Origin of the sequence: Ruegeria sp. HKCCD8929, from assembly GCF_013031405.1 — a bacterium.
Classification (GTDB): domain Bacteria; phylum Pseudomonadota; class Alphaproteobacteria; order Rhodobacterales; family Rhodobacteraceae; genus Ruegeria.
Window position 1 is genome coordinate 399,679 of record NZ_WPZY01000004.1, and the last position, 22,239, is coordinate 421,917.

Sequence of the window (22,239 nt, forward strand, 5' to 3'; positions counted from 1 at the left end):
CCTTACTCATGCGTGCCTTGCAAATCGCCGCCACCGGCATGACCGCCCAGCAGATGCGGGTCGAGACGATCTCGAACAACCTCGCCAACATGAACACCACAGGCTACAACGCCCGCCGGGCAGAGTTCGCCGACCTGCATTATCAGCAGATGGCCCGCGCCGGGACGGTGAACGCCTCCGACGGCACCGTTCTACCCACCGGCATCCAGCTTGGTCTGGGCGTGCGACCCGCCGCAGTCACGGTGAACCTGACGCAGGGGACCCTGTCGGCCACCGGCAGTGACCTGGATGTGGCCATCGAAGGGCGTGGCTATCTTGAAATCAGCCTGCCCAACGGCCAATCCGCCTACACTCGTGATGGCAGTCTAAAACGCTCCGCCGAAGGGCTGATCGTCACCTCGGACGGCTACGCGGTTTCACCCGAAATCACTATCCCCAGCGACGCCCGCTCGATCTCGATCAATGGTGCAGGCGAAGTTTATGCCTATTTCGACGATGCCGCCGAGGGCCAGCTACTAGGGGAGTTCACTCTCTCCAGCTTCTCCAACGCCAAGGGGCTCGAGGCCATTGGCAGCAACCTGTTCAAGGAAACCGAGGCGTCGGGTGCGCCGGTGGTCGGCACCCCGGGCGAGGACGGGCTGGGGACGCTGCGGCAGGGCTATCTGGAGGACAGCTCCGTCGACGCGGTGCGCGAAGTGACTGAACTGATCGAGGCGCAGCGCGGATACGAGATGAACGCCAAGGTGATCACCGCCGTCGACCAGATGATGAGCGCCACCACACAGGTGCGATGATGCGGCGGCTTTTTCAGATACTCCTGGTGATCTCAGCTCTACCTGCCTGGGCCGATATCGTGGTCCCGGCCCGAACGATCCGCGCCAAAGAGGTCATCTCGACCGAGGATCTGGCCGTCAACTCAGCCGATGTCGAAGGGGCCGTCAGCGACCCCAACGATGTGATAGGTCTTGAGGCCCGCGTGGCACTCTATGCCGGCCGCCCCATCCGTCTTACCGATGTGGGCCCACCTGCAATCGTCGATCGCAACGATCTGGTCACCCTGATCTTCGACCACGGCGCGCTGTCGATCAAAACCGAAGGACGGGCGCTTGGCCGCGGTTCAGCGGGTGAGGTCATCCGGGTCATGAACCTGTCTTCCCGAACAACCGTTTCCGGCCGAATCCGGCCTGACGGTAGCATCGAGGTCAACTGATGAAACACTTTTTCTTCACCAAACCGCTTCTCGCCGCGCTGCTACTGGTCACCGCCTGTGGCCGCGCTGATCATCTGGGCAAACCGCCCAGCTTCACGCCGAACGCGGAGTCCACTGAACATGTGGCCATGCTCTGGCCCGGCCTGCCTCTGCACAGCCAGCCGCAACGCACGGTCGACCGGGCGTCACTCTGGAGCGGCGGGCAGAACTCGCTGCTGGGCGACCAGCGCGCGATGAAAAAGGGAGACATTCTGACGGTTGTGATCGAACTGGACGAAAAGGCCGAGATTTCCAACGACACCAACCGGTCGCGCACCGGGTCCGAGAGCTTGGGCGTCCCGCACCTGCTGGGTTTGCCTCAGCGGGCCGATGAACATTTGCCTGACGGTGCTTCGCTATCAGACGCGGTCTCGATCGATTCCACCAGTTCGACGAAGGGCAAAGGGTCGGTCAAGCGCAGGGAAAAGCTGACCTTGCGGGTGGCGGCCACCGTGGTGGATGTGCTGCCCAACGGGGTTTTGTCGATATCCGGCTCGCAGGAGCTGCGGGTCAATTTCGAGCTGCGCGAACTGCTGGTTTCGGGTTTCGTGCGGCCCGAGGATATCTCGCGCCAGAACGAGATCACCTATGATAAGATCGCCTCCGCGCGCGTCTCTTATGGCGGTCGTGGCCAGATCACCGATGTGCAACAGCCGCGCTATGGCCAGCAGATCCTCGATGCCATTCTACCGTTCTGAGGTGACGCGATGATCAAGAAACTGCTTCCCGTTGTGTTTCTGATCGTGGGTCTCGGCGCCGGTGCTGGTGCCGGGTTGGTCCTGGGGCCTGCCGGGTCTGACAAGACCTCGTCAGAAAAAGACCCCGCGCATGTTGAGAAAGAGCCAGCGGCCGAAAAGGCGGATCACAAGGCACGCAAGCCCGCTTCACATTCCGCATCCAAGGACAACGGGGATCACGACAGCTCGGACTATGAATACCTGAAGTTGACCAAGCAGTTCGTCGTTCCCATCGTCGAACAGGACCGGATTTCGGGGCTCGTCACCCTGTCGCTGAGCCTCGAGGCCAATCCCGGGATCAGCGAGGCCTTCTATGCCGTCGAGCCCAAGCTGCGGGACGGGTTTCTGCAGATTCTGTTCGATCACGCCAATATGGGCGGGTTCGACGGCGCATTCACGCAGTCCAGGAACCTGGAAACGCTCCGCTCGGCCCTGCTGACTGTGGTCCAGAGTGAGTTCGGAGACGACGTGACGAAGGTGCTGATCACCAGCATTGCACGGCAGGACACGTGACCTAGCAGGTCGAGCCGCTCGCTGGCCCGATCTTCTGGTTCAATTGCCGCGCGATGCGTGTTTGAGAACGGCATCCTGACGCAGCGCGGCACTTTCCGCTGCCCGGCGTTTGCGAGCCGCCTCGGATCCCGCCGCTTCGGTCAACCGGACCAGCGCCTCTTTCCGGCCAAACGCCGCGCGCAGGCGATCCATTGCTGTCAGTTTCTGCGCCTGAACCCGTGCCAGATCGGTGTTCAACGCCCGACGCGTCCGGGATTCCCAGCCCTGCCACAGGACGTCGGCGCCGAGTGATTTGAAACCGGGTGTATGCTCGCCATCATGCCTGGCATGTGCCATCTGTGCGTCGAGCTGCGCAAGCTGACCGCGCAGCCGCGCCTCTTCCTGCAGAACCGGCCGCATCCGGTCGTATTCGTCGAGATAGAGTGCCTCGGTAACCTGTTTTATCCGGGATAGGTTGGACAGTTTCATCGGATGCTTCCCTTGGCACGTTTGCGCATGGCTTCGGCAAACCGGATGGCGGCGACGACGGGTCGGTAGTGCTCCTCGGCGATCTCTTGCCCGATCTCCACCGTGGCATGCAGCGCCCGCGCGGTTGGCGGGTCGGAGTGGATCGGAACGCCGGCCTCGCCTGCTGCCGCCCGGATCGCCGCCGCGATCTCGTCCACCCCTTTGGCGACACAGACAGGCGCCGCCCCCGGCGCGCGGGACCATTTCAGCGCCACAGAAAAATGCGTCGGGTTCACGATGACCACATCCGCCGTCGGCACATCCGCCATCATCTGGGTCATCGCGATCTCCTGCCCGCGCTGACGGCGCTGCTGTTTCATGTGCGGATCACCCTCGGCATCCTTGGTCTCGTCCATGATCTCCTTGCGGGACATCCGGTTTTTGCGGATGTGTTCGGAATATTGCCACAGATAGTCGACCACTCCGATCGCCAGCGCCACGGCGATCACGATGAACATGAAGCGTGTCAGCAGGCTCATCATCAGCATGATCGCGATCGGTGCCTGCGCCGCACTGGCCGCCACGATCTCGGTCAGGTTCGCACGCAGAAACAGGGCCAGGCAGACCGAATAAAGCAGGAGCTTGGCAAAGCTCTTGGCAAACTCGAACAGCCCGCCACGACCGAACTTGTTTTTCACATTGGAGACAAGCGAGATCCGGGACAGTTTCGGCTTGAGCTTGCTGGGCGCAAAAACCAGCGCGCGCTGCGCCAGAAGGCTCAGCACCACGGCGGCAGCGGGGACGGCGAAGAGGGTCAGAACCGACAGCGCCACCCGACCCAGGATGCCATCGACCGAACCGCCCGCCGGGCCATCCAGAACAAGCGCCGACAGTTGGTCCGACTGGTCGATCAGCACCATCAGCGTGGTGCCCAACTGCTCTACCGTGACCTTACCGACGGCCAGCAGCGCAAGCAGCAGCCCGGCGTAACCTGCCACGACCGAGAGGTCATTCGACTTGGCGATCTCACCCTTTTCCCGTGCCTTCAGCAGTTTTTGCGGTGTCGGGTCAAAGGACTTTTCGCTGTCGTCGTCCTGCCCGCTCATGGCCGCATCCCAACCGGGTCCTGGAAGAACTCGAACAAGGCGTCGGTCCAGACCGACAGGATCAGCGGAGACCCGGCAAACAGCAGGAACAGACCGCCAAAGGTGATTGCCGGGGCGCCGACGAAAGCGACCATAAGCTGCGGCATGGCGCGGTTGATGACGCCAAGCGCCAGGTTATAGACCAATGAGGCGATGACGAAAGGCGCGGCCAGCGCAAAGGCCAGCGCGAACATACGTGAGACCTGCCGCACGCCCCATTCGCTCAGATCCGGCGCTGCGGGCAGAGTGCCGATGGGGAACAGATCATAGGAATGGATCAGGAACTCGGCCACTCTCACATGCAGCCCCAGCAACACCGCCAGCGTCAGGCCCGACAGAACCAGCAAGTAACCCATGGCCGGAACCGGCTCGACGGCGGCCCCGCCAAGGAGCTGCGACAGCGAGGTCGCCTGCGCGGCGATCGACCCGGCGGTCTGCAAGGCGAGGACGAAAAGGCGCATGGCGACGCCCATGGCTAACCCAATCAGGATTTCGGTTCCGGCCAGCGACGCAAAGGCCAGAGGATCGGGGATCCCGGGCGGCCCTGCCACTGCCGGAGCGACGATCAGGGTGAAGGCCAATGCGATGGTGAACTTCACCCGCGTCGGGATCGAGCGCTCACCAAAGGCCGGAAGCACCGAGACCAGCGCCGAGACGCGCAGGAAGATGGCAAAGAGCCGCCAGAATTCATCCGTCAGATAGGTCAAAAGATCCGGTGGCAGGTCGATCATGCCGCGACCATCCCCACCAGGGCCGGGCGTGCTTCGATTCCAATTTCCTCAAACGACAGCACCGGGTTTGACACGCCGCGGGCCCGCATGATTGTGCGCAGGAACCGGCGGCGACGGGTCGAAGTGACGAGGGCCGGGAACAGCCCCTGTTCCGCCGACCGCGCCATCCGGTCGGCCACGCCGTCGGCCAGCTTATTGAACAGATCCGGCGGCAGCGCGATATCGAGGCCCGAAGGATTGGCGTCGATCTGGTAGGTCGCGAATGTCTCCTCCCACTCGGGGGCGAGTTGTACCAGCGGGATCGACCCGTCCTCGCGCTTCATCTCAGCCACCAGTTGGAAGCCGAGCCGCTGCCGCACTTGTTCGCATATCGACTCGGGCTGGGTCGTCATCAGCCGCGCCTCGGCCACAGTTTCCAGGATCAACGGCATGTTGCGGATCGACACCCGCTCCTCAAGCAGCAGGCGCAGGACGGCGTGCAGCGTGTCGATGGGCACCTTGTCGGGGATCAACTCGTCCAGCAGTTTCCGGTTCGCCTCCGCTCGCACCGGATCGCTGAGGCGGGTCATTTCAGCCAGCAAGCGTCGTAGGGATTTGAGTGTCAGAAGACGGGCGAAGTTCTGCTTGATCACCTCAAGCAGATGCGTGGCCAGAATTTCCGGCGGCGTCACGATGGTCGCGCCGGACATGGCTGCTGTCTCCTGATCCTGCGGCAGAATCCAGCGGGCCGGGGCGCCATAAACCGGCTCGGTCACGTCGGTACCGTCGGGCAGCAGGTCCGGCCCTTCGGGCACCAGCGCCAGCACCAGTTCGGGATGCAGCACGCCGCGCACTTGCTCAACACCCTGCACGCGGATCACATAAGTGCCGGTGGGCAGCTCGGCCTGATCGGTCAGGCGGATGTCGGGCAGGATCAGCCCGAAAACCGAGGCCACGTGTGTACGCATATTCGCAATCCGCGCGTCCAGCCCAGTGCCCGGGTTCAGCACCATACCCACCAGATCGGGGGCGAATTCCAGATGCACGTCATCCAGGTCCAGAATGTCGCCAATGGCCTGCGAGACCGGTTCCTGCGTTTCTGCAGATGCATCCTCTGCCGCTGTTTGCTCTTCCGTCTGCCGCTTCTGCACGGAATAGGCGGCAAACCCCAACACGCCACCCCCAAGAATGAAGGGCAGGAATGGCAGCCCAGGCACCAGCGCAAAGACCACCATCAGCATCGCGACTGTCACCAGCGCGGCGGGATGGCGGCCAAGCTGCGAGAAGATGGCGTTGTCGGTCGCGCCCTGTGCCCCGCCGCGCGCGAGCAGCAGGGCCGAGGCGATCGAAATGATGACGGCGGGGATTTGCGAGACCAGCCCGTCGCCCACGGTCAGGATCGCATAGGTTTCAAAGGCCGAGGCGATGGGCATGCCGTGCACGACCACGCCCATGACCAGACCCATCACCAAGTTCAGCAAAGTGATCAGCAGCCCGGCAATGGCATCGCCCTTGACGAATTTCGAAGCCCCGTCGAGCGAGCCGAAGAACGTGGTCTCCTGCTGCTCAAGCTCACGGCGTTCTTTGGCCTGCTGGTGGTCGATGGCGCCTGCGGACATGTCGCTGTCGATGGCGAGCTGCTTGCCCGGCATCCCGTCCAGCGCAAATCGCGCGCCAACCTCGGCCATGCGGGCAGCACCTTTGGTGATGACCATGAAATTGACGATCAGCAGCACGCCGAACACCACCAGGCCCAGAAAGACGCTGCCGCTCATGATGAACTGGGCAAAACCTTCGATCACATCGCCTGCCGCGTTGGGGCCGGTATGCCCCTGCCCGATGATCAGCTTGGTCGAGGACACGTTGAGCGACAGGCGCAGCATCAGCGAGGCCAGCAGGATGGTCGGGAAGGACGAGAAATCCAGCGGACGCTCGATGAACAGTGTCAGTGTGAAGATCAGGATGGCCAGCGCGAACGAGGCGGCCAGCCCGACATCCAGCACCCAGGCGGGCACCGGCAGGATCATCATCACGATGATCGCCATCAGCGCCAGCGCCAGAAGCACGGTCGGAGAAAACAGGGCCTGTTTGTCGATCCGGGGCACCGCGCGCTCCTAGTTGAAGCTGATAAAGACGGTCTGGGCGCCGCTCACCGGCACCAGCGACCCCAATGTGCCCCGCTGAACGGAAGACGCCTGCGGGCGGGCAAAGAGCGGCTGTCCCGGTCCTGCCATCAGATCGCGCGGCGCAATGGCTACGCGAAGCGGTGGATCGTCCCGCAATTCGGCCAGCGTTGTCTCGAACCGATGTCTGTACGAGGCGGCCAAGGCCTGCGTGCGGGAATGATAGGCGCCCGCCGCCTCGGGCCACGACCCAAGCTCAGCATGAAGTTGGCGCAGGAAGCGCGCCGCATAAGCCGCATTTTCGTCGGGATCGAACATGGCGTCGATCGAGCGGAAGGCGCGACCATGCCAGCGGTAATTGACTTGAAAGCAGCCCACGTCGAAACTGCGCGCGCCAGCCTTGAACACCTTGTAGACATAGGCCTTGGCCTCGGTCTCGGTGGCGAACCAGTATCCCTTGCCTTCGAGGTTCACGGCCCAGGGCCAGGGGGTAATCTGCCCACCGACCTGCCGCCCGGTTTCGACCCGTGTGATGGCGCGCAGGATGTCCAGCGGCACATCCTCGGCCACCGCAGCCCGTCGCGCGGCGGCATCGCAGATTTCGGCGGTGCGGGCGTCAACAGCCGCCAAAGCGGGCTGGCACAGCCACAATAACGGCACAACAAACGCAAAGAGGGGTCTGGGCATTCTGCCTGTCCGGGATTCTGTCTCTCCCGGCCAAGCTAGTCGCCACTTGTTTACAGAGGGTTAGCGGCGGCGCATTCCCGAACCTGTCATGAAGAACCCACCCCGAAACGCGTCCGGGGTGGGTCTAAGGCCGTACGGGCTCAGATGTCGAACTTCACGCCCTGCGCCAGTGGCAGTTCTGCAGAGTAGTTCACGGTGTTGGTCTGACGGCGCATATAGGCTTTCCACGCGTCCGAGCCGCTTTCACGCCCGCCGCCGGTTTCCTTTTCGCCACCAAAGGCACCGCCGATCTCGGCGCCCGAAGGGCCGATATTGACGTTTGCAATACCGCAGTCCGAGCCTGCCGCCGACAGGAACTGCTCGGCCTCGCGCATGTTCAGGGTGAAGACACAAGAGGACAGCCCCTGCGGCACGTTGTTCTGGATCTCAAGCGCACCCGAGAAATCGTCGTAACCCATCACATAGAGGATCGGGGCGAAGGTTTCGGTCTTCACCGTCTCGCTCTGGGCGGGCATCTCGACGATGGCGGGCTCCATATAGACGCCGCCCGCGGGCACGCGATCGGTCACGCGGGCGCCGCCGTGCACCGTGCCGCCCTCAGCCTTTGCGGCCTCCAACGCGGCAGTCATGGCCGCGCCCGAGGCCTCATCAATCAGTGGGCCGATCAGGGTGCCATCGGTCAGCGGGTTGCCGATGGGCAGACCCGAATAGGCCTTTTTCAGCCGCGCAACCAGATCGTCCTTGATCGAGTTATGCACGATCAGGCGGCGCAGGGTCGTGCAACGCTGACCGGCGGTGCCGACAGCCGAAAACACGATGGCGCGCACCGCCATTTCCAGATCCGCCGAGGGGCCGACGATCATCGCGTTGTTGCCGCCCAGTTCCAGAATGCACTTGCCGAAACGCGCCGCCACGATGGGCGCAACCGCGCGGCCCATGCGGGTTGAGCCGGTGGCCGAGATGATCGGCACGTCTTCCGATTCGACCAGAGCCTTGCCCAGATCGGCACCCCCGATCAGGGTCTGCAGCAGGCCCTCGGGCGCATCACCGAACCGGGCCACGGCGCGCTCGAATATCTTCTGGCAGGCCAGCGCGGTCAGCGGGCTTTTCTCGGACGGTTTCCAGATCACCGGATCGCCGCAGACAAGCGCCAGCGCGGTATTCCAGGACCAGACGGCGACGGGGAAGTTGAAGGCGGTGATCACGCCCACAGGCCCTGCCGGATGCCACGTCTCCATCATCCGGTGGCCGGGGCGCTCGCTGGCGATGGTCAGGCCGTAGAGCTGGCGCGACAGGCCCACGGCGAAGTCGCAGATGTCGATCATTTCCTGCACTTCGCCCAAGCCTTCCGAGGTGATCTTGCCCGCTTCCCAACTGACCAGCGCGCCGAGGTCATCCTTGGCCGCGCGCAGTTCTTCGCCAAGCAGGCGGATCAACTCGCCCCGGCGTGGGGCGGGCACGGTGCGCCATGCCGTGAAGGCGGCTTTGGACTTGGCAAGGATCGCGCCCATCTCGGCGGCAGGCGTTTCGGGCACTTCGCCCAGCAGGCTGCCGTCGATCGGGGAATGTATCTTGAGCGTACCGCCGGTCAGTTCGGCAGCGGTCAGGCCCAGGTTCGAAAGGGTGGTTTCAGCGGTCATGACGATGTCTTTCATGTCTCAGGCTGCCTTGTTCTGTTCGGTTACGTCCCCCGCCCGGTAGAGGCGGCCAAATTCGGTATCGAGGAAATCGGAGAGCTTCACCTGCTCCTGCCGGACAAAGCCGCGGGCGGGCAGCGCGCTGGTCCGCATCAGGTCGACGACACCCAGCACACCGGCGGCGGTGGCGATCTGGATGGCGCTCCAGACCTGTCCGTCGATGAGGCGGCTGAAGGATTTGTTGATGAGGGATTTCTCGCGCAACTGCCCGTCAATCGTACCCTTGGCGGTGCAATAGACCAGAACCACATCCTGATCGGTGCGCGGCAGGGCGGCCTCGAAAATCTCCTTGAGCAGGTCGCGGCGGCGTTCCAGCCCCAGATCGCTCAGCAGCAGCTTCAGGATATCGCGGTGGCCCGGGTAACGGATTGACCGATAAGACACCGCGCGGGCCTTACCCTCCAGCGTCTCGGGCAGGGTGCCGAGACCGCCGGAGGTGTTAAAGCACTCATACTCCACCCCGTCATGGCCGAGGATTTCATAATCCTCCAGCGGTGCGGTCTTGACCCGCTCGCCGTTCACGATGGCATCGCACGGATTGCAGTATTCGTTGATCAGACCGTCGGTGGACCAGGTCAAGTTATATTTCAGTGCGTTGGTCGGATAGAGCGGCAGGGCGCCCACCTGCATGTGCAGGCTGTCCAGCGCATCGAACTCCGCCGCCAGCGCGGCGCCTGCGATGCCCACGAAACCGGGTGCCAGCCCGCATTGCGGCATGAAGGCCGTATCGCTGTCCTGCGCCAGCTCACGCACCGCGTTGGTGGCGGCCACGTCCTCGGTCAGGTCGAAATAATGCGCGCCCGCATCCCTGGCGGCCTTGGCAATCGCCGGGGTCAGGAAAAATGGCGCAGCCGAGATCACCGCATCGAAGCCTTTCAGCCCCTCGGCCAGCCCAGCCTCATCCCCGGCGTCGATCTGTCTGGTGGCAACGCCCATCTTCTTGAGCACCGACAGCGCCGCCAGATCGTGATCGGCAACGGTGACGGAATAATTGGGCGAGGTCTTGAGCAAAGTCGCGATCATCTGGCCGATCTTCCCGGCCCCGACGACACAGATATTCCATTGCATGGCACGTCTCCTTCTTTGTCAGAAAGTGTGACGTATCCGCTGTTCGGTCTGTAGGGATCAGAGTGACGGAATGACTCATCATGCCGTCAAAATGACGACAATTCCTTCAATTCGTCAGCTTCGGTCGATCCTCCGCCCAAACACCACGCTGGTATTGGTGCGCTGCACGCCGGGGATCTCGGCCAGTTCATCGACCAGCACATCCAGATCCTCGATCCGTGGCGCCTCGGCCGACAAGAGCAGGTCGAACTCGCCATTGATCGACAGGCACAGCTTAACTTCCGGGTAAGCCTCCAGCCGTTTGATGATGCGCGCGGTCTCTTTCTGCTGAACCTCCAGCATCACCACCACCTGCACCTTGCCCTCATCCTGTGGCTCGCGCAGGACCACCGAGTATCCGGCGATCACCCCGCGATCCTCCATCCGGCTGATACGCTCATGCACGGTGGTGCGGGCCACGCCCAGCTTTGCCGCGATCCTGGTGGTCGAGTCCCGCGCATTGTGCTGCAGGGCGGCAATGATGCGGCGGTCGAGCTGGTCCATGAAGGCTCCGAATTGCGGGTCGTGTGTTGTCCCGGTTTAGGGCAGATCACGCCCGGCGCTCAAGGCTGTTGCGGGTAACGAGGGTGCAACTCGTCGATGATGATGGCGTGGCTGTGCGGAGCGCCGCCCGCCAGATGCGGATGATCCAGCGGCAGATCGTGATGGCTGTGCTGCATCGACCGGGCGCTGTTTCTGGGCCAGACCATCAATGCTGCGATAATGCCCGCCGCCGACGCGACGGTGACCGCGGCCATCACCACTGTGGCACCGCTTGTGGTCATCAGCCAGCCGGACAGGGGATAGAAGACCAGCCAGCAGGCATGCGACAGCGTGAACTGCGCGGCAAAGACGGCCGGGCGGTCCTCGGGGTGGGCCGAGCGTGTCAGCAACCGGCCCGAGGGGGTCAGCGTGACCGAATAGCCGAACCCGATCGCGGCCCAGCCCGCCACCAGAACCGGCAGGGTCAGGGGCGCCGTCACGGTCAGTACCGTCATCACCGCCATCGCCCCGGTCCCGATCACCGCGCCGCCCAGCATGACCCGCCGATCCTCAATCCGGGCCAGCAGACGCGGCAGCAGCAGCGCGGCGATCATCGAGCCGCCGCCGAATCCGGCCAGCGCCAGCGCCACCGCACTTTCGCCCAGGCCCATATCGGCGCGCACGATGACCACCGTATTGACGATGACCATCGCACTCAGTCCTGCGGCCACCCAGCTGAGCGCCAGCAGCCCGCGCAGGCGGGGTGTTTTCAGGTAGATACGTATCCCCCGGGTCGTCCGGTCATAGATCCCGCGCGGGGCCGCCGGTTTCGGCGATGGCAGGATCACCGACACCACCAGCAGGGCCGAGGCGACAAAGCCGAACCCCGTGCCCCAGAACAGGCTGTCAATACTCACCAGCATCAGCAGCGCAGCCGCCAGCATCGGGCTGAGCAGGCTTTCCATGTCCATAGCCAGCCGCGACAGGGATAGCGCCCGGGTGTAGTCCTCCTCATTCGTCAGCACGTCCGGGATGGTCGCCTGAAACGCCGGCGTGAACCCGGCCGAGGCCGATTGCAGCACGAAGATCAGCACATAGACCTGCCAGATCTCGGTCACGAACGGCAGGCAGACGGCAACCGCCGCGCGCACCAGATCCAGCGCCACCAGCATCCGGCGGCGGTTGATCCGCTCGGCAAAGGCCGCCGCGATGGGCGCCACGACCACATAGGCCACCATCTTGATGGTCAGCGCCGTGCCCAGCACCAGCCCTGCCGCGTCTCCGGCCAGATCGTAGGCCAGCAGGCCCAGCGCCACGGTGGCCAGCCCGGTGCCGGTCAGCGCAACGATCTGGGCCGCGAACAGGTGGCGATAGACCCGGTTTCCCAGAACACTCAGCACGGCTCACAGAAACTTGGTGATGGTTTTGAAATCCGCGGTGTCGGCCTCGGCGCCTGGGGAAAGGCAATGATCGATGTGATCGTGGATCAGCGCCCGTTTGGCATTGGTGATCGCCTTTTCCACGGCAAAGAGCTGCTGCGCGATATCGGTGCAGGGCGCTTGCGCGTCGAGCATGGTGATCACCTTGGCCAGGTGTCCATGCGCCCGCTTCAGTCGGGCGGTGATCTGCGGGTGGGATGCGTGTGGCTGTGTCATGTCTTATCCCTATCCTCCCCATAAGGATAGAGTCAAAGCGGAAATGGGATACGCCGAGGAAAAAGGCGCGCCGGATGGCGCGCCGATCAGCGGTTCTTTGGGATGCGATGCCCGTTTTACAGCGGTGACTTGAAAAAGGCCGGTATCGCCTCGCCCCTGCCGCTCCGGTCCAGGAACCCACGCGCGGTGTCCAGCGCCTCGCGAATGGTCACGTCCATGTCGAGATAGCGATAGGTCCCCAGACGACCCACGAATGTCACGCCGCTGGCCTGCTCGGCCAGTTCGACATACTCCCCCAGCAGCGCCTTTTCCTCGATCTGACGGATCGGGTAGTAGGGGATGTCATCCGGTTCCGCCGCACGCGAAAACTCGCGGTAGCAGACCGAGCCCTCGTGACTCTCCCAAGGCGAAAAATGCTTGTGCTCGGTGATGCGGGTATAGGGCACCGATTCCTCGCCATAGTTCATCACCGCACAGCCCTGATAGTCGCCCTCATAGGTGAAGCGTTCGAAATCCAGCGTGCGATAGCTGAGGCGGCCCAGCTCATAGTCGAAATACCCGTCCAGCGGCCCGGAATAGAACACATGATCGAACCCGTCGGCCATGCTGCGGTCGAAACTGGTGCTCAGCTTCACCGTGATCGACGGATGGTCCAGGATACCTTCGATCATCACGGTATAGCCGTTCTCGGGCATGCCTTGGAACTTGTGAAAGAAATAGTTGTCATCGTAGTTGAACCGCACCGGCAGGCGCTTGAGGATCGAGGCGGGCAGTTCGGACGGGTGACAGCCCCACTGCTTCATGGTGTAGCCCTTAAAGAACGCCTCGTAGAGATCGCGGCCCACGAACCGCATCGCCTGTTCCTCGAAGGTCTGAGGGTCCTCGATCGAGGTATCGGCCTGTTCTTCGGTGATAAAGGCATGCGCTTCGTCCGGGCGCATGGTCTTGCCGAAGAACTGGTTGATCGTGTGCAGGTTGACCGGCAGCGAGAACACCTGCCCGCGCGAGGTGGTCTTGACCCGGTTCTTGTAGGGCTGAAAGGTCGTGTACCGGTTCACATAGGTCCAGACCTCTTCATCGTCGGTGTGAAAGATATGCGGCCCGTAGACATGCACCATGACCCCGGTTTCGGCATCGCGCTCGGTGTGGCAGTTGCCGCCGATATGGTCGCGGCTGTCCACAATCGTGATCTCGTATCCCTGCTCGGCCAGTTCACGCCCGATCACCGCGCCGGAAAGACCCGCTCCTACCATCAACAACTTGCCCTTGGGCATGCTCAGTACCTCTCGCTTGGCTCAACGCACCTTGGCCGGTCCGGGACCGCAGCCATCGGTCGGGGCCTTGTGCCCGTTGCGAATGGGGAGTGCAACCTTGGCTTGCAACCCGGCAAGTCTCTGCCAGTCGCATTCGATCTAACTGCAACACACGGGTCGGATCGCGGTTTCCCGTTGGCTTTCGCCAGCAAGCCTTCTTAAATAGGGCAGAACAGGCCGAAACGGGCAAACGAGACAGAGGTAAGCGCAGAGGAATGGCTGAGGCGGCATCATCCGGCAACATGTCGCTGTGCACGTTGCACGCCGTGCGTCAGGGGCCCGTGACATTGCTGGACGCGGTGACCGGAGATGCTCCGGGCATCACCCACCTGTTCTTCACCCACGACACGCCCATGGACCGGATCGCGCCGGGTGAAGGCGTGTCAGTCATCATGGCACATTCTGTCGGCGGCGCCCCAAGGATCACGGTGTCGTATGAGGCAGACGGCCCGATCCCCATGTTGTTCGACCAGGTGCCGGTGACGGTTTCGCCCTCTCCCCGGCAAAGGGACCTGATGGAGGCGCGCAACGTGGCGCTTGCCATCCGCAACGGAGAGCGGGCGTCCCTGGTAATGGACTGGCTGCGCTGCAATCACCGCTTACACGGGATGAACGGCGCCGTAATCCTGTCGCGCGCCCGACCGGGCTCCGATCCGCAATTTGCCGAGGACCTGAGCGCAGCAATCACCGAGAGCGGGCTTGATTGCGCTGTTCTGCTGGTCGATGTGAATCACCCTCTGGGCCACAAAACCCTGCCGTCCGAAGCGCATCCCTATTGCGTGCCCGAAGCGCCGGGCAAGGACCGGATGGAGATACCTGAGCCAGACCCGTGGCACGCGCCGCTGGCCGATGTGCTGTATTACGAATGGGCACGCGCGCGATATCTGGGTGCCGCAAGGGCCGTGGCGAATATCGACGTGCATGATCTGCTGCCCGAGCCTGAGGGACCGGGGATTTTCGACCGGGCGGCTGACGCCCAGACAGGGTACATCTCCCTGCATGGACGCCATTGCTATCCGTGGCGCGTGCGCAATGGCGACGCGCCCGAATTCGCGGATCATGCCTGCGTACAGTTTGACACGCCCCAGATCCGCCGCCGCTGGTGTGTCGCTCCGCACAAGCTGCCGGACGATTGTGTCTGGCGCTTTCTCCGTATCGGCGGCGCGGCGCCAGAGCCGGATCAGGTTCAGGAGTTCTACCGCTGCATGGCACTCCGCCATCCCGCCAAGCCGGTCACCCTGATCGTGCCCAGATCCAGCTTGGTCAAGCATCCGCCGCTCTTGCAAACTCTGTCGCAGCATTTCGAAAAAGACCCGGTTCGCCCGCCGCCCGAAAAGCTGCAGGTCAAAACCAATGGCAAGCGCGCAATCGTCACCACCATGAAGAACGAAGGCCCGTTCATTCTGGAGTGGATTGCCTATCACCGGGCCATCGGCATCGACGATTTCCTCGTCTACACCAATGACTGCACGGATGGCACCGACACGATCCTCGATCTGTTGCAGCAGATGGGGGTCGTTCAGCATCGCGAAAACCCGTTCCGGCAGACCGATCTGAAACCGCAGCACGCAGCGCTGGGCGCGGCTGAATCCGAGCCGGTGATTTCCGAAGCGGAATGGATTATGTGCATGGATGTCGATGAATACATCAACATCAAATGCGGCGATGGGACACTCGACGCGCTGTTTGCCGAACTGGGCGACGTCAACATGATCTCGATGACATGGCGTCTGTTCGGCAATGCCGGCATTCACGCCTTCGATCCGGACTTCATCACCCGGCAATTCACCCGCTGCGCGCCCGAATACACCCGCAAACCGCATCAGGCCTGGGGGTTCAAGACGCTGTTCAAGAACACCGGCATCTACCGCAAGATGGGCGTGCACCGCCCCAAGGGCCTGAAGCCGCAATTGTGGGAGGAAATCCGCTGGGTGAACGGGTCGGGCAAACCGATGCCACGCCATACCTTCCGCAACGCTTGGCGCTCGACCATCGACAGCTACGGCTACGATCTTGTGCAGCTCAACCACTATGCGGTCCGCTCGGCCGAGAGCTTTCTGGTCAAGCGCGACCGGGGCCGGGTGAACCATGTGGATCGCGATCAGGGTCTGGCCTACTGGTTCCGGATGAACAACAACGCCGACAGCGACACCTCGATCCAGCGGATGCTGCCCCGGGTGCGGGCCGAATTTGACCGGCTTATGGAGAACCCGGAACTGGCGGCTGCACATAGCGCGGCGATCCAGGCGCATCGGGACAAGATCGCCGAACTACAGGCGATGCCAAAACAGGCGCAGTTTTATGCGGAACTGACGGGCGCACGGATGGAGAAACTGTCTCATATGCACGCGCATTTCGGTGCAAACGTGTTCTTGCAGGGTCCAGAATCGGTTCCGGACGAGGTGCTGAAGAAAAACCCGGATGAGGAGTTCTTTTTCACCGTCGAGCGCGGAGAAACCGAGCACTAGCCCCAGCGGCCGCGGCGTTGTGCGCCGCAGGCTCTGGGGCTATATCCGGATGAGGACTAGGGCGTGTGCAGCAAAGCCCGCGTCAAAACACGGGACAAGGGCCAGAACTTGGGCGGGCAGGGCAGCATTTCGTATCAGATCGGCCATCCGTTCGACGGGTGCCGGGACCTGCCTTGGGCGCTGCGCCGCGACGCCGACGACTACGGATCGCATAATGTCAAAACGCCAAGACCTGCGGCTTATCGCGCCGCAATTGCCGAGTTCATAAAGTCCCCTCAGACGGCAAACGCCGAGGAAGTGGCCAAGCGGCTCCCAACGCTGGACGAGGGCACGCATCTGGTCCTCTCGGATATCGACCTGATGGAGCCGGGATTGCGCATGTGGGACGGTCACACCTGGTTTCCCGGTCTGGGGCGGCGGGCCGCGCAGATCCGCGCGCTGTTCCCCGACGCACAGCTTCGGTTCCTCCTCAGCCTGCGCAGCCCAGACCGGCTGCTCTCGGATGCGCTGACCCGCGGCTCAAAACTGCCCGACGATCCCGATCCGTTTGCCCTCAGCTGGTGCGGTCTGGTCAACGAACTGCGCACCGAGCTGCCCGATGTGCCGATCACCACCTGGTGCGCCGAGGAACTTCCGTTTGTCTGGGAACGCGTGCTGCGCGCCGCCGCTGCCCTCCCGCCTGACGCGGATGTCCCCGGAAAGCTGACCCCGCTAGAAAGCGTTCTGGACCCCGAGGCGATGGCCCGGCTCGACTCCTATCTGCAGGACCGCCCCGATTTCTCGGACGAGATGCGGGCACGGGTCATCTCGCTGTTCCTGGACAAGTTCGCGGCCCCCGAAAAGCTGGAGGAAGAACTGGTGATCCCAGGCTGGGACGATCAGAAGCACGAAGAGATGGAGGCGCGCTACGCCGCCGACGTGGAAGCGCTCGCCGCACTCGAAGGTGTTGATCACATCGCCGCCTGAATCCGCGCGCAGTTGAGTTTGCCCACCAAACCTCCTATCTCGGGGCCGGTACGGCACAAAGGACATTTGCGTGGCTAACCATCTCTACAAAAACGACCTGCCTGACGGGCTGGATCTTGGCCCGATCGTGGCCATCGACTGCGAAACCATGGGGCTGAACCCGCATCGCGACCGGCTCTGCGTGATCCAGATGTCGGGCGGTGATGGCAACAGCCACATCGTGCAGGTGGAAAAGGGTCAGGCGCATGCCCCGAACCTGTGTGCCATGCTGGAAAACCCCGATGTGCTGAAGCTGTTTCACTTTGGCCGCTTCGACATCGCCGCCATGTACCACACCTTCGGCGCGCTGGCCGCGCCGGTCTACTGCACCAAGATCGCCAGCCGTCTGGTGCGCACCTATACCGACCGGCACGGGCTCAAGAACCTGTGTCAGGAACTGATCGGCGTCGATATCTCGAAGCAGCAGCAGATGAGCGACTGGGGTGCCGAGACCCTTACGGACGCGCAGCTCGACTATGCGGCCTCGGACGTTCTTTACCTTCACCGCCTGCGCGAGGAGTTGGACAAGCGCCTTGCCCGCGAAGGCCGGAGCGACATGGCGCAGGCCTGTTTCGACTTCCTGCCCATGCGCGCCCGGCTCGACCTCGCCGGATGGCCCGAAACGGATATCTTTGCCCACTCATGACCGAAAACGAGTCCTTTCTGAAAACGGCCCGCCAAGTCATCACCGACGAGGCCAAGGCGCTTGAGGTGCTGGCCGATGGGCTGGATGAGCGGTTTGCCGAAGCCGTGCGCACAATCCTGAACGCCACGGGCCGCATCATCGTCAGCGGCATCGGCAAATCGGGCCATATCGGGCACAAGATCGCCGCCACATTGGCCAGCACCGGCACGCCGGCCTATTTCGTGCACCCGGCCGAGGCCAGCCATGGCGATCTGGGGATGCTGTCCAAGGGCGACGTGGTGCTTGCCATCTCGAACTCGGGCGAGGCGCCGGAACTGGCCAACCTGCTGGCCTTTACCCGCCGCTTCGGCATTCCGCTCATCGGTCTGTCCAGCAAGCCTGAAAGCACGCTGATGAAACAGGCCGACGTGCATCTGCTGATCCCGTCGATGGGTGAGGCCTGCGGGTTCGGCATGGTGCCCTCGATCTCGACCACGCTGACACTGGCGATGGGCGACGCGCTGGCGATTGCGTTAATGAAATACCGCGACTTCCGGCCCGAGAATTTTCGCGATTTCCACCCCGGCGGCAAGCTGGGAGCGCGGCTCAGCAAGGTGCGCGACCTGATGCACACGGGCACGGCCCTGCCGCTGATCGGGTCCGATACACCGATGGGCGAGGTCCTGATCGAGATCAGCCAGAAAGGCTTCGGCGTCGCCGGTGTCACCGATGCGGACGGCGCGCTGACCGGCATCATCACCGACGGCGACCTGCGTCGCCACATGGACGGGCTGCTGAACAACACTGCCGCCCAGGTGATGACCGAAAACCCCACGACCATCGCCCCCGGCGCGCTCGCCGAAGAGGCGGTCGCGATCATGAACGAGCGCAAGATCACCTCGCTCTTCGTGGTGGACCCCGACGGCCCTGCGCGGGCCGAAGGCCTGCTGCACATCCACGACTGCCTGCGCGTCGGGCTGGGATAAGGGGGCGCTCCGGTGGACGGCTATTCGCGCATGGTGCAGTTCTTCAAGGTGCTGCTGCCGCTGGCCGCCATCGTGCTGCTGTCCACCATGTTCCTGCTGTCGCGCAGCATCGACACCAACACTCCGGTGCCCTTTGCCGAAAACGACATCGAAAAACGGCTCAGCGGACAGCAGGTGACGCGCCCGTTCTTTTCCGGTGTCACCGAAAAGGGCGAAGAGATCCTGGTCTCAGCCGATCTGGTCCGCCCCGGCGGCGACCGGGTTCCGGGTGAGGCCACGGATCTGCGCGCCCGCTTCCGGCTGGTCAACGGGCGCGAACTGACGCTGGATTCCGACCTTGGATCGGTGGCCGTGGACCGCGGTATGGCCACGTTTTCCGGAAATGTGATCATGACCACCGCCGACGGCATCCGGGTCACCACGGACACGCTCAACACCTCTCTCAACGAGATCCGCGGCGACACTCCGGGCCAGGTCACCGGCACCGGCCCGATCGGGGATTTTACCGCTGGAACCATGGTCTTCGGCGAGGAAAAAAAGGGCGGCCCGCTGCATATTATTTTTACAGACGGCGTGAAGCTGCTATATGACCCTCAGAAGTCAGAAAGATAACCTGTGATCCATTTTCGTGCTTTGAGTTTCGGTATTGCTTTGGCGTTGGGCCCGGTTGTGGCCCTTGCGCAGGAAACCAACGTCGCCTTCGGATCGATCAAGGCGGACCCGACATTGCCGGTCGAGGTCACGGCGGATTCCCTTGATGTCAACCAAGAGGACGGCTCGGCCGAGTTCAAGGGCAATGTCCTCGTGGGGCAAGGCGAAATGCGGCTGTCGGCGCAGCGGGTGCTGGTCATCTACAACGAAGAAAACTCGGGCATCGACCGGATGGAAGCCACCGGCGACGTCGTGCTGGTGAACGGGCCTGACGCGGCGCAGGCGCAGCGCGCCGACTACACCATCGAATCCGGGGTCATCGTGATGACCGGCGATGTGCTGCTGACGCAGGGCGAAAACGCGCTGAGTTCGAACAAGATGACGGTCAATCTGATCACCGGCACGGCCCAGATGGTTGGCCGTGTGAAGACAATTCTAAAAACGGACGGCAATTGATGAACCGTCCGAAACTGACAGTCGCCGAAGGCTCCTCGGGCCTCAAGATCGAGAAGCTGCGCAAGTCCTACCGCAAGAAGACGGTGATTCGGGACGTGTCCATGTCGCTGGGCCGGTCCGAGGTTGTGGCGCTGCTGGGGCCGAACGGCTCGGGCAAGACGACCACGTTCTACTCGGTGGCCGGGCTGGTCTTCCCCGAGGCGGGCACCGTCACCATCGACGGGCAGAACGCCACGACGTTGCCGATGTACCGCCGCGCCCGGATGGGTATCGGCTATCTGCCGCAGGAAATGTCGATCTTTCGCGGCATGAGCGTCGAGGACAACATCGCCGCCGTGCTCGATATCACCGTCAAGCACGGCCACAAGCGCAAGGAAAGGCTTGAGGAACTGCTGTCGGATTTCTCCATCGAACATCTGCGCCGCGCGCCCGCGCTGGCACTGTCGGGCGGGGAGCGGCGTCGGGTCGAGATTGCGCGCTGCCTAGCTGCCGATCCGAAATACCTGCTGCTGGACGAACCCTTCGCCGGGGTCGATCCGATCAGCGTCGGCGATATCCGACATCTGGTGGCCGACCTCAAGAAACGCGGCATCGGCGTCCTGATCACCGACCACAACGTGCGCGAGACGCTCGAGATCGTGGACCGCGCCTATATCCTGCATGACGGGCAGGTTCTGATGTCGGGAACCCCCGAAGAGGTGGTCGAGAACGAAAATGTCCGCCGCGTCTATCTGGGCGAAAACTTCCGGATTTCCTGACCATTGGCAGACACCCGCCTGCTGCACGGCGGATTTCTTATGGAATCACACCTGTTTTGATTGACTCTGCCCGCGTCTCTTGCCTCAATTGGCGTATGGCATTTCCTCGGCTCCATGCTGGATCTCGATGCCCCTTCTCGGAAGGGACGGATGGCAGGCTACCGGGGACTGTGCTTCTACCCACCACCCGATAACAACAGGCACGCCGCGTTCCGTGGCGTCAAAACGGGTGCGAATTGTGAAGGAGATCACATGCGTTACCAAATCAGCGGAAAACAGATCGACATCGGCGAAGCGCTGCAGACACACGTGCAGACCGAGCTGGGCGAGGTTGTGGGCAAATATGCCCAAAGGCCAACCGACGCCAATGTCGTCTTTTCCCGTTCGGCGCATGAATATGTGTGCGAGGCCACGGTCCACATGTCCACCGGATTGACCGCGCAGGCCAAGGCATATGCAAACGAAATCTATGCGGCGTTCGAGGCATGCTGCGACAAGATGGAGACACAGATGCGGCGCTACAAACGCCGCCTTAAGGACCACCACCGCGATCGGGCCGAGCCGGTTGAACTCTTCGGAGCCTCATCCTATATCCTCGCTTCTGAAGAATCGGGTGCGGTTGCAGAGCCGGAGTCGCTGCAACCGATCATTGTGGCCGAGATGGAAACCAAGATCCCGTCTCTCAGCGTCGGGGAGGCCGTCATGCAGATGGAACTGGCTGGGGCCCCGGTGCTGGTGTTCCGGAACGAAAACAAGGACGGGTTGAATGTCGTGTACCGTCGCGATGACGGCAATATCGGCTGGATCGATCCGTAACAGGCAAGCAAAGCGGGATGTGCCTCCGCCACGCGGGGGCACCATCATGGAGCGTTGATAAATGGAGCTTTCGAGCATCCTCAAATCCGAAGCTGTTCGCACTATGTCTGCGGCTTCGAGCAAGAAGCGGCTGTTTCAAGAAATCGGCGATGTCGCCGCAAGTGCGCTGGGCCTCGATGCCCAGGCCACCGTCGAGGCGCTGCTTGAGAGGGAAAGCCTCGGCCCCACCGGGGTCGGTCACGGCGTTGCGCTGCCCCATGCCCGCCTGCCGGGTCTGGATGCGGTGGCCGGTGTCTTCGTCCTGCTGGAAAAACCGCTCGATTTCGGCGCGGTCGACCGCCAGCCGGTCGATCTGGCCTTTTCGCTTTTTGCACCGGAAGACGCCGGGGTTGAACACCTCAAGGCACTGGCGCTGGTATCGCGCACCCTGCGCGATTCCGCCGTCTGCACCAAGCTGCGCGCCAACCCGGACCCCACCAAGCTCTATGCGATCCTGACCGAAAGCCATTCGGTCCAGGCCGCCTAAAAACGGGCCGGTCCCGACGGACAAATCAGCTAATAGGCGCGGTCCTGCTGCCAAAGGACAGCAGCACTATTGCCTTTGCAGG

The 22,239-nt window shown here is 62.9% G+C and carries 24 protein-coding genes; 13 read left to right on the plus strand and 11 right to left on the minus strand.

Features of this window, described 5'->3' with window-relative positions; genetic code table 11:
• Nucleotides 1-8 precede the first annotated feature (8 nt).
• From flgG to GOX53_RS09055, 4 genes are read left to right on the plus strand one after another with little or no spacing between them, the layout of a single operon-like run.
• Nucleotides 9-794, plus strand: coding sequence for a flagellar basal-body rod protein FlgG (gene flgG / locus GOX53_RS09040; RefSeq protein WP_171175502.1), 786 nt, complete (start codon nt 9-11; stop codon nt 792-794).
• Entirely contained in the window at nt 794-1,210 is a 417-nt protein-coding gene (gene flgA, locus GOX53_RS09045) for a flagellar basal body P-ring formation chaperone FlgA (RefSeq protein WP_171175503.1), read from the plus strand. Before flgG ends, flgA begins: the two co-directional genes overlap by 1 nt.
• Entirely contained in the window at nt 1,210-1,947 is a 738-nt protein-coding gene (gene flgH, locus GOX53_RS09050; protein ID WP_171175505.1) for a flagellar basal body L-ring protein FlgH, read from the plus strand. Before flgA ends, flgH begins: the two co-directional genes overlap by 1 nt.
• Before the next feature lie 9 nt (nt 1,948-1,956).
• Entirely contained in the window at nt 1,957-2,499 is a 543-nt protein-coding gene (locus tag GOX53_RS09055; RefSeq protein ID WP_171175508.1) for a flagellar basal body-associated FliL family protein, read from the plus strand.
• A 39-nt stretch (nt 2,500-2,538) separates the two neighbouring features.
• Here GOX53_RS09055 and GOX53_RS09060 read toward each other — a convergent pair whose 3' ends face one another.
• The 11 genes from GOX53_RS09060 to glf all read right to left on the minus strand — a co-directional run bounded on the left by GOX53_RS09060 (nt 2,539) and on the right by glf (nt 13,827).
• Nucleotides 2,539-2,967 carry a hypothetical protein gene (locus tag GOX53_RS09060; protein WP_174867710.1) on the minus strand — a complete coding sequence of 143 codons (429 nt, stop codon included), beginning with the start codon at nt 2,965-2,967 and terminating at the stop codon, nt 2,539-2,541.
• Entirely contained in the window at nt 2,964-4,052 is a 1,089-nt protein-coding gene (flhB, locus tag GOX53_RS09065) for a flagellar type III secretion system protein FlhB (protein ID WP_171175510.1), read from the minus strand. Before flhB ends, GOX53_RS09060 begins: the two co-directional genes overlap by 4 nt.
• Nucleotides 4,049-4,822, minus strand: coding sequence for a flagellar biosynthetic protein FliR (locus GOX53_RS09070; protein ID WP_171175512.1), 774 nt, complete (start codon nt 4,820-4,822; stop codon nt 4,049-4,051). Before GOX53_RS09070 ends, flhB begins: the two co-directional genes overlap by 4 nt.
• Nucleotides 4,819-6,846, minus strand: a complete 2,028-nt coding sequence (flhA, locus tag GOX53_RS09075) for a flagellar biosynthesis protein FlhA (RefSeq protein ID WP_217351723.1) — start codon at nt 6,844-6,846, stop codon at nt 4,819-4,821. Before flhA ends, GOX53_RS09070 begins: the two co-directional genes overlap by 4 nt.
• Before the next feature lie 69 nt (nt 6,847-6,915).
• Nucleotides 6,916-7,611, minus strand: coding sequence for a transglycosylase SLT domain-containing protein (locus tag GOX53_RS09080; protein ID WP_171175516.1), 696 nt, complete (start codon nt 7,609-7,611; stop codon nt 6,916-6,918).
• Between the two features lie 140 nt (nt 7,612-7,751).
• Nucleotides 7,752-9,266 carry an aldehyde dehydrogenase family protein gene (locus GOX53_RS09085; protein ID WP_171175518.1) on the minus strand — a complete coding sequence of 505 codons (1,515 nt, stop codon included), beginning with the start codon at nt 9,264-9,266 and terminating at the stop codon, nt 7,752-7,754.
• Between the two features lie 3 nt (nt 9,267-9,269).
• Nucleotides 9,270-10,376, minus strand: coding sequence for a saccharopine dehydrogenase family protein (locus tag GOX53_RS09090; protein WP_171175520.1), 1,107 nt, complete (start codon nt 10,374-10,376; stop codon nt 9,270-9,272).
• A 114-nt stretch (nt 10,377-10,490) separates the two neighbouring features.
• On the minus strand, nt 10,491-10,919 hold the full coding sequence (locus GOX53_RS09095; RefSeq protein WP_171175522.1) for an Lrp/AsnC family transcriptional regulator: 429 nt from the start codon (nt 10,917-10,919) through the stop codon (nt 10,491-10,493).
• A 59-nt stretch (nt 10,920-10,978) separates the two neighbouring features.
• Nucleotides 10,979-12,298 (minus strand): MFS transporter, encoded by a 1,320-nt coding sequence (locus GOX53_RS09100; RefSeq protein WP_171175524.1) that lies wholly within the window; start codon nt 12,296-12,298, stop codon nt 10,979-10,981.
• A gap of 3 nt (nt 12,299-12,301) precedes the next feature.
• Nucleotides 12,302-12,553: a metal-sensing transcriptional repressor gene (locus GOX53_RS09105; protein ID WP_171175527.1), complete on the minus strand. Its 252-nt coding sequence runs from the start codon at nt 12,551-12,553 to the stop codon at nt 12,302-12,304.
• Between the two features lie 116 nt (nt 12,554-12,669).
• Nucleotides 12,670-13,827: a UDP-galactopyranose mutase gene (glf, locus tag GOX53_RS09110; RefSeq protein WP_171175529.1), complete on the minus strand. Its 1,158-nt coding sequence runs from the start codon at nt 13,825-13,827 to the stop codon at nt 12,670-12,672.
• Nucleotides 13,828-14,081: 254 nt separating this feature from the next.
• On the opposite strand from glf, the gene GOX53_RS09115 reads away from it, so the two are divergent.
• The 9 genes from GOX53_RS09115 (at nt 14,082) to GOX53_RS09155 (ending at nt 22,157) form a co-directional block, all read left to right on the plus strand.
• A complete protein-coding gene (locus GOX53_RS09115) occupies nt 14,082-16,334 on the plus strand; it encodes a glycosyltransferase family 2 protein (protein WP_254446511.1) in 2,253 nt (750 codons plus the stop codon).
• Between the two features lie 63 nt (nt 16,335-16,397).
• Nucleotides 16,398-17,300, plus strand: a complete 903-nt coding sequence (locus GOX53_RS09120; RefSeq protein WP_171175531.1) for a hypothetical protein — start codon at nt 16,398-16,400, stop codon at nt 17,298-17,300.
• Between the two features lie 70 nt (nt 17,301-17,370).
• Nucleotides 17,371-17,985: a ribonuclease D gene (locus tag GOX53_RS09125; RefSeq protein ID WP_171175533.1), complete on the plus strand. Its 615-nt coding sequence runs from the start codon at nt 17,371-17,373 to the stop codon at nt 17,983-17,985.
• Entirely contained in the window at nt 17,982-18,950 is a 969-nt protein-coding gene (locus GOX53_RS09130) for an SIS domain-containing protein (RefSeq protein WP_171175535.1), read from the plus strand. Before GOX53_RS09125 ends, GOX53_RS09130 begins: the two co-directional genes overlap by 4 nt.
• 12 nt (nt 18,951-18,962) lie before the next feature.
• Nucleotides 18,963-19,562, plus strand: coding sequence for a hypothetical protein (locus GOX53_RS09135; RefSeq protein ID WP_171175537.1), 600 nt, complete (start codon nt 18,963-18,965; stop codon nt 19,560-19,562).
• A gap of 3 nt (nt 19,563-19,565) precedes the next feature.
• Entirely contained in the window at nt 19,566-20,057 is a 492-nt protein-coding gene (locus GOX53_RS09140; protein ID WP_171175539.1) for an LptA/OstA family protein, read from the plus strand.
• Nucleotides 20,057-20,815 (plus strand): LPS export ABC transporter ATP-binding protein, encoded by a 759-nt coding sequence (lptB, locus tag GOX53_RS09145; protein WP_171175541.1) that lies wholly within the window; start codon nt 20,057-20,059, stop codon nt 20,813-20,815. Before GOX53_RS09140 ends, lptB begins: the two co-directional genes overlap by 1 nt.
• Nucleotides 20,816-21,067: 252 nt before the next feature.
• Nucleotides 21,068-21,631, plus strand: coding sequence for a ribosome hibernation-promoting factor, HPF/YfiA family (hpf, locus tag GOX53_RS09150; RefSeq protein WP_171175543.1), 564 nt, complete (start codon nt 21,068-21,070; stop codon nt 21,629-21,631).
• A 61-nt stretch (nt 21,632-21,692) separates the two neighbouring features.
• Nucleotides 21,693-22,157 carry a PTS sugar transporter subunit IIA gene (locus GOX53_RS09155; RefSeq protein WP_171175545.1) on the plus strand — a complete coding sequence of 155 codons (465 nt, stop codon included), beginning with the start codon at nt 21,693-21,695 and terminating at the stop codon, nt 22,155-22,157.
• Nucleotides 22,158-22,239: the final 82 nt, after the last annotated feature.

Bases quoted from the DNA above. Each gene is read 5' to 3' on its own strand.
- flgG (WP_171175502.1), top strand. From the start codon at position 9: ATGCGTGCCTTGCAAATCGCCGCCACCGGCATGACCGCCCAGCAGATG.
- flgA (WP_171175503.1), top strand. From the start codon at position 794: ATGCGGCGGCTTTTTCAGATACTCCTGGTGATCTCAGCTCTACCTGCC.
- flgH (WP_171175505.1), top strand. From the start codon at position 1,210: ATGAAACACTTTTTCTTCACCAAACCGCTTCTCGCCGCGCTGCTACTG.
- GOX53_RS09055 (WP_171175508.1), top strand. From the start codon at position 1,957: ATGATCAAGAAACTGCTTCCCGTTGTGTTTCTGATCGTGGGTCTCGGC.
- GOX53_RS09060 (WP_174867710.1), bottom strand. From the start codon at position 2,967: ATGAAACTGTCCAACCTATCCCGGATAAAACAGGTTACCGAGGCACTC.
- flhB (WP_171175510.1), bottom strand. From the start codon at position 4,052: ATGAGCGGGCAGGACGACGACAGCGAAAAGTCCTTTGACCCGACACCG.
- GOX53_RS09070 (WP_171175512.1), bottom strand. From the start codon at position 4,822: ATGATCGACCTGCCACCGGATCTTTTGACCTATCTGACGGATGAATTC.
- flhA (WP_217351723.1), bottom strand. From the start codon at position 6,846: ATGGCGATCATCGTGATGATGATCCTGCCGGTGCCCGCCTGGGTGCTG.
- GOX53_RS09080 (WP_171175516.1), bottom strand. From the start codon at position 7,611: ATGCCCAGACCCCTCTTTGCGTTTGTTGTGCCGTTATTGTGGCTGTGC.
- GOX53_RS09085 (WP_171175518.1), bottom strand. From the start codon at position 9,266: ATGAAAGACATCGTCATGACCGCTGAAACCACCCTTTCGAACCTGGGC.
- GOX53_RS09090 (WP_171175520.1), bottom strand. From the start codon at position 10,376: ATGCAATGGAATATCTGTGTCGTCGGGGCCGGGAAGATCGGCCAGATG.
- GOX53_RS09095 (WP_171175522.1), bottom strand. From the start codon at position 10,919: ATGGACCAGCTCGACCGCCGCATCATTGCCGCCCTGCAGCACAATGCG.
- GOX53_RS09105 (WP_171175527.1), bottom strand. From the start codon at position 12,553: ATGACACAGCCACACGCATCCCACCCGCAGATCACCGCCCGACTGAAG.
- glf (WP_171175529.1), bottom strand. From the start codon at position 13,827: ATGCCCAAGGGCAAGTTGTTGATGGTAGGAGCGGGTCTTTCCGGCGCG.
- GOX53_RS09115 (WP_254446511.1), top strand. From the start codon at position 14,082: ATGGCTGAGGCGGCATCATCCGGCAACATGTCGCTGTGCACGTTGCAC.
- GOX53_RS09130 (WP_171175535.1), top strand. From the start codon at position 17,982: ATGACCGAAAACGAGTCCTTTCTGAAAACGGCCCGCCAAGTCATCACC.
- lptB (WP_171175541.1), top strand. From the start codon at position 20,057: ATGAACCGTCCGAAACTGACAGTCGCCGAAGGCTCCTCGGGCCTCAAG.
- hpf (WP_171175543.1), top strand. From the start codon at position 21,068: ATGCGTTACCAAATCAGCGGAAAACAGATCGACATCGGCGAAGCGCTG.
- GOX53_RS09155 (WP_171175545.1), top strand. From the start codon at position 21,693: ATGGAGCTTTCGAGCATCCTCAAATCCGAAGCTGTTCGCACTATGTCT.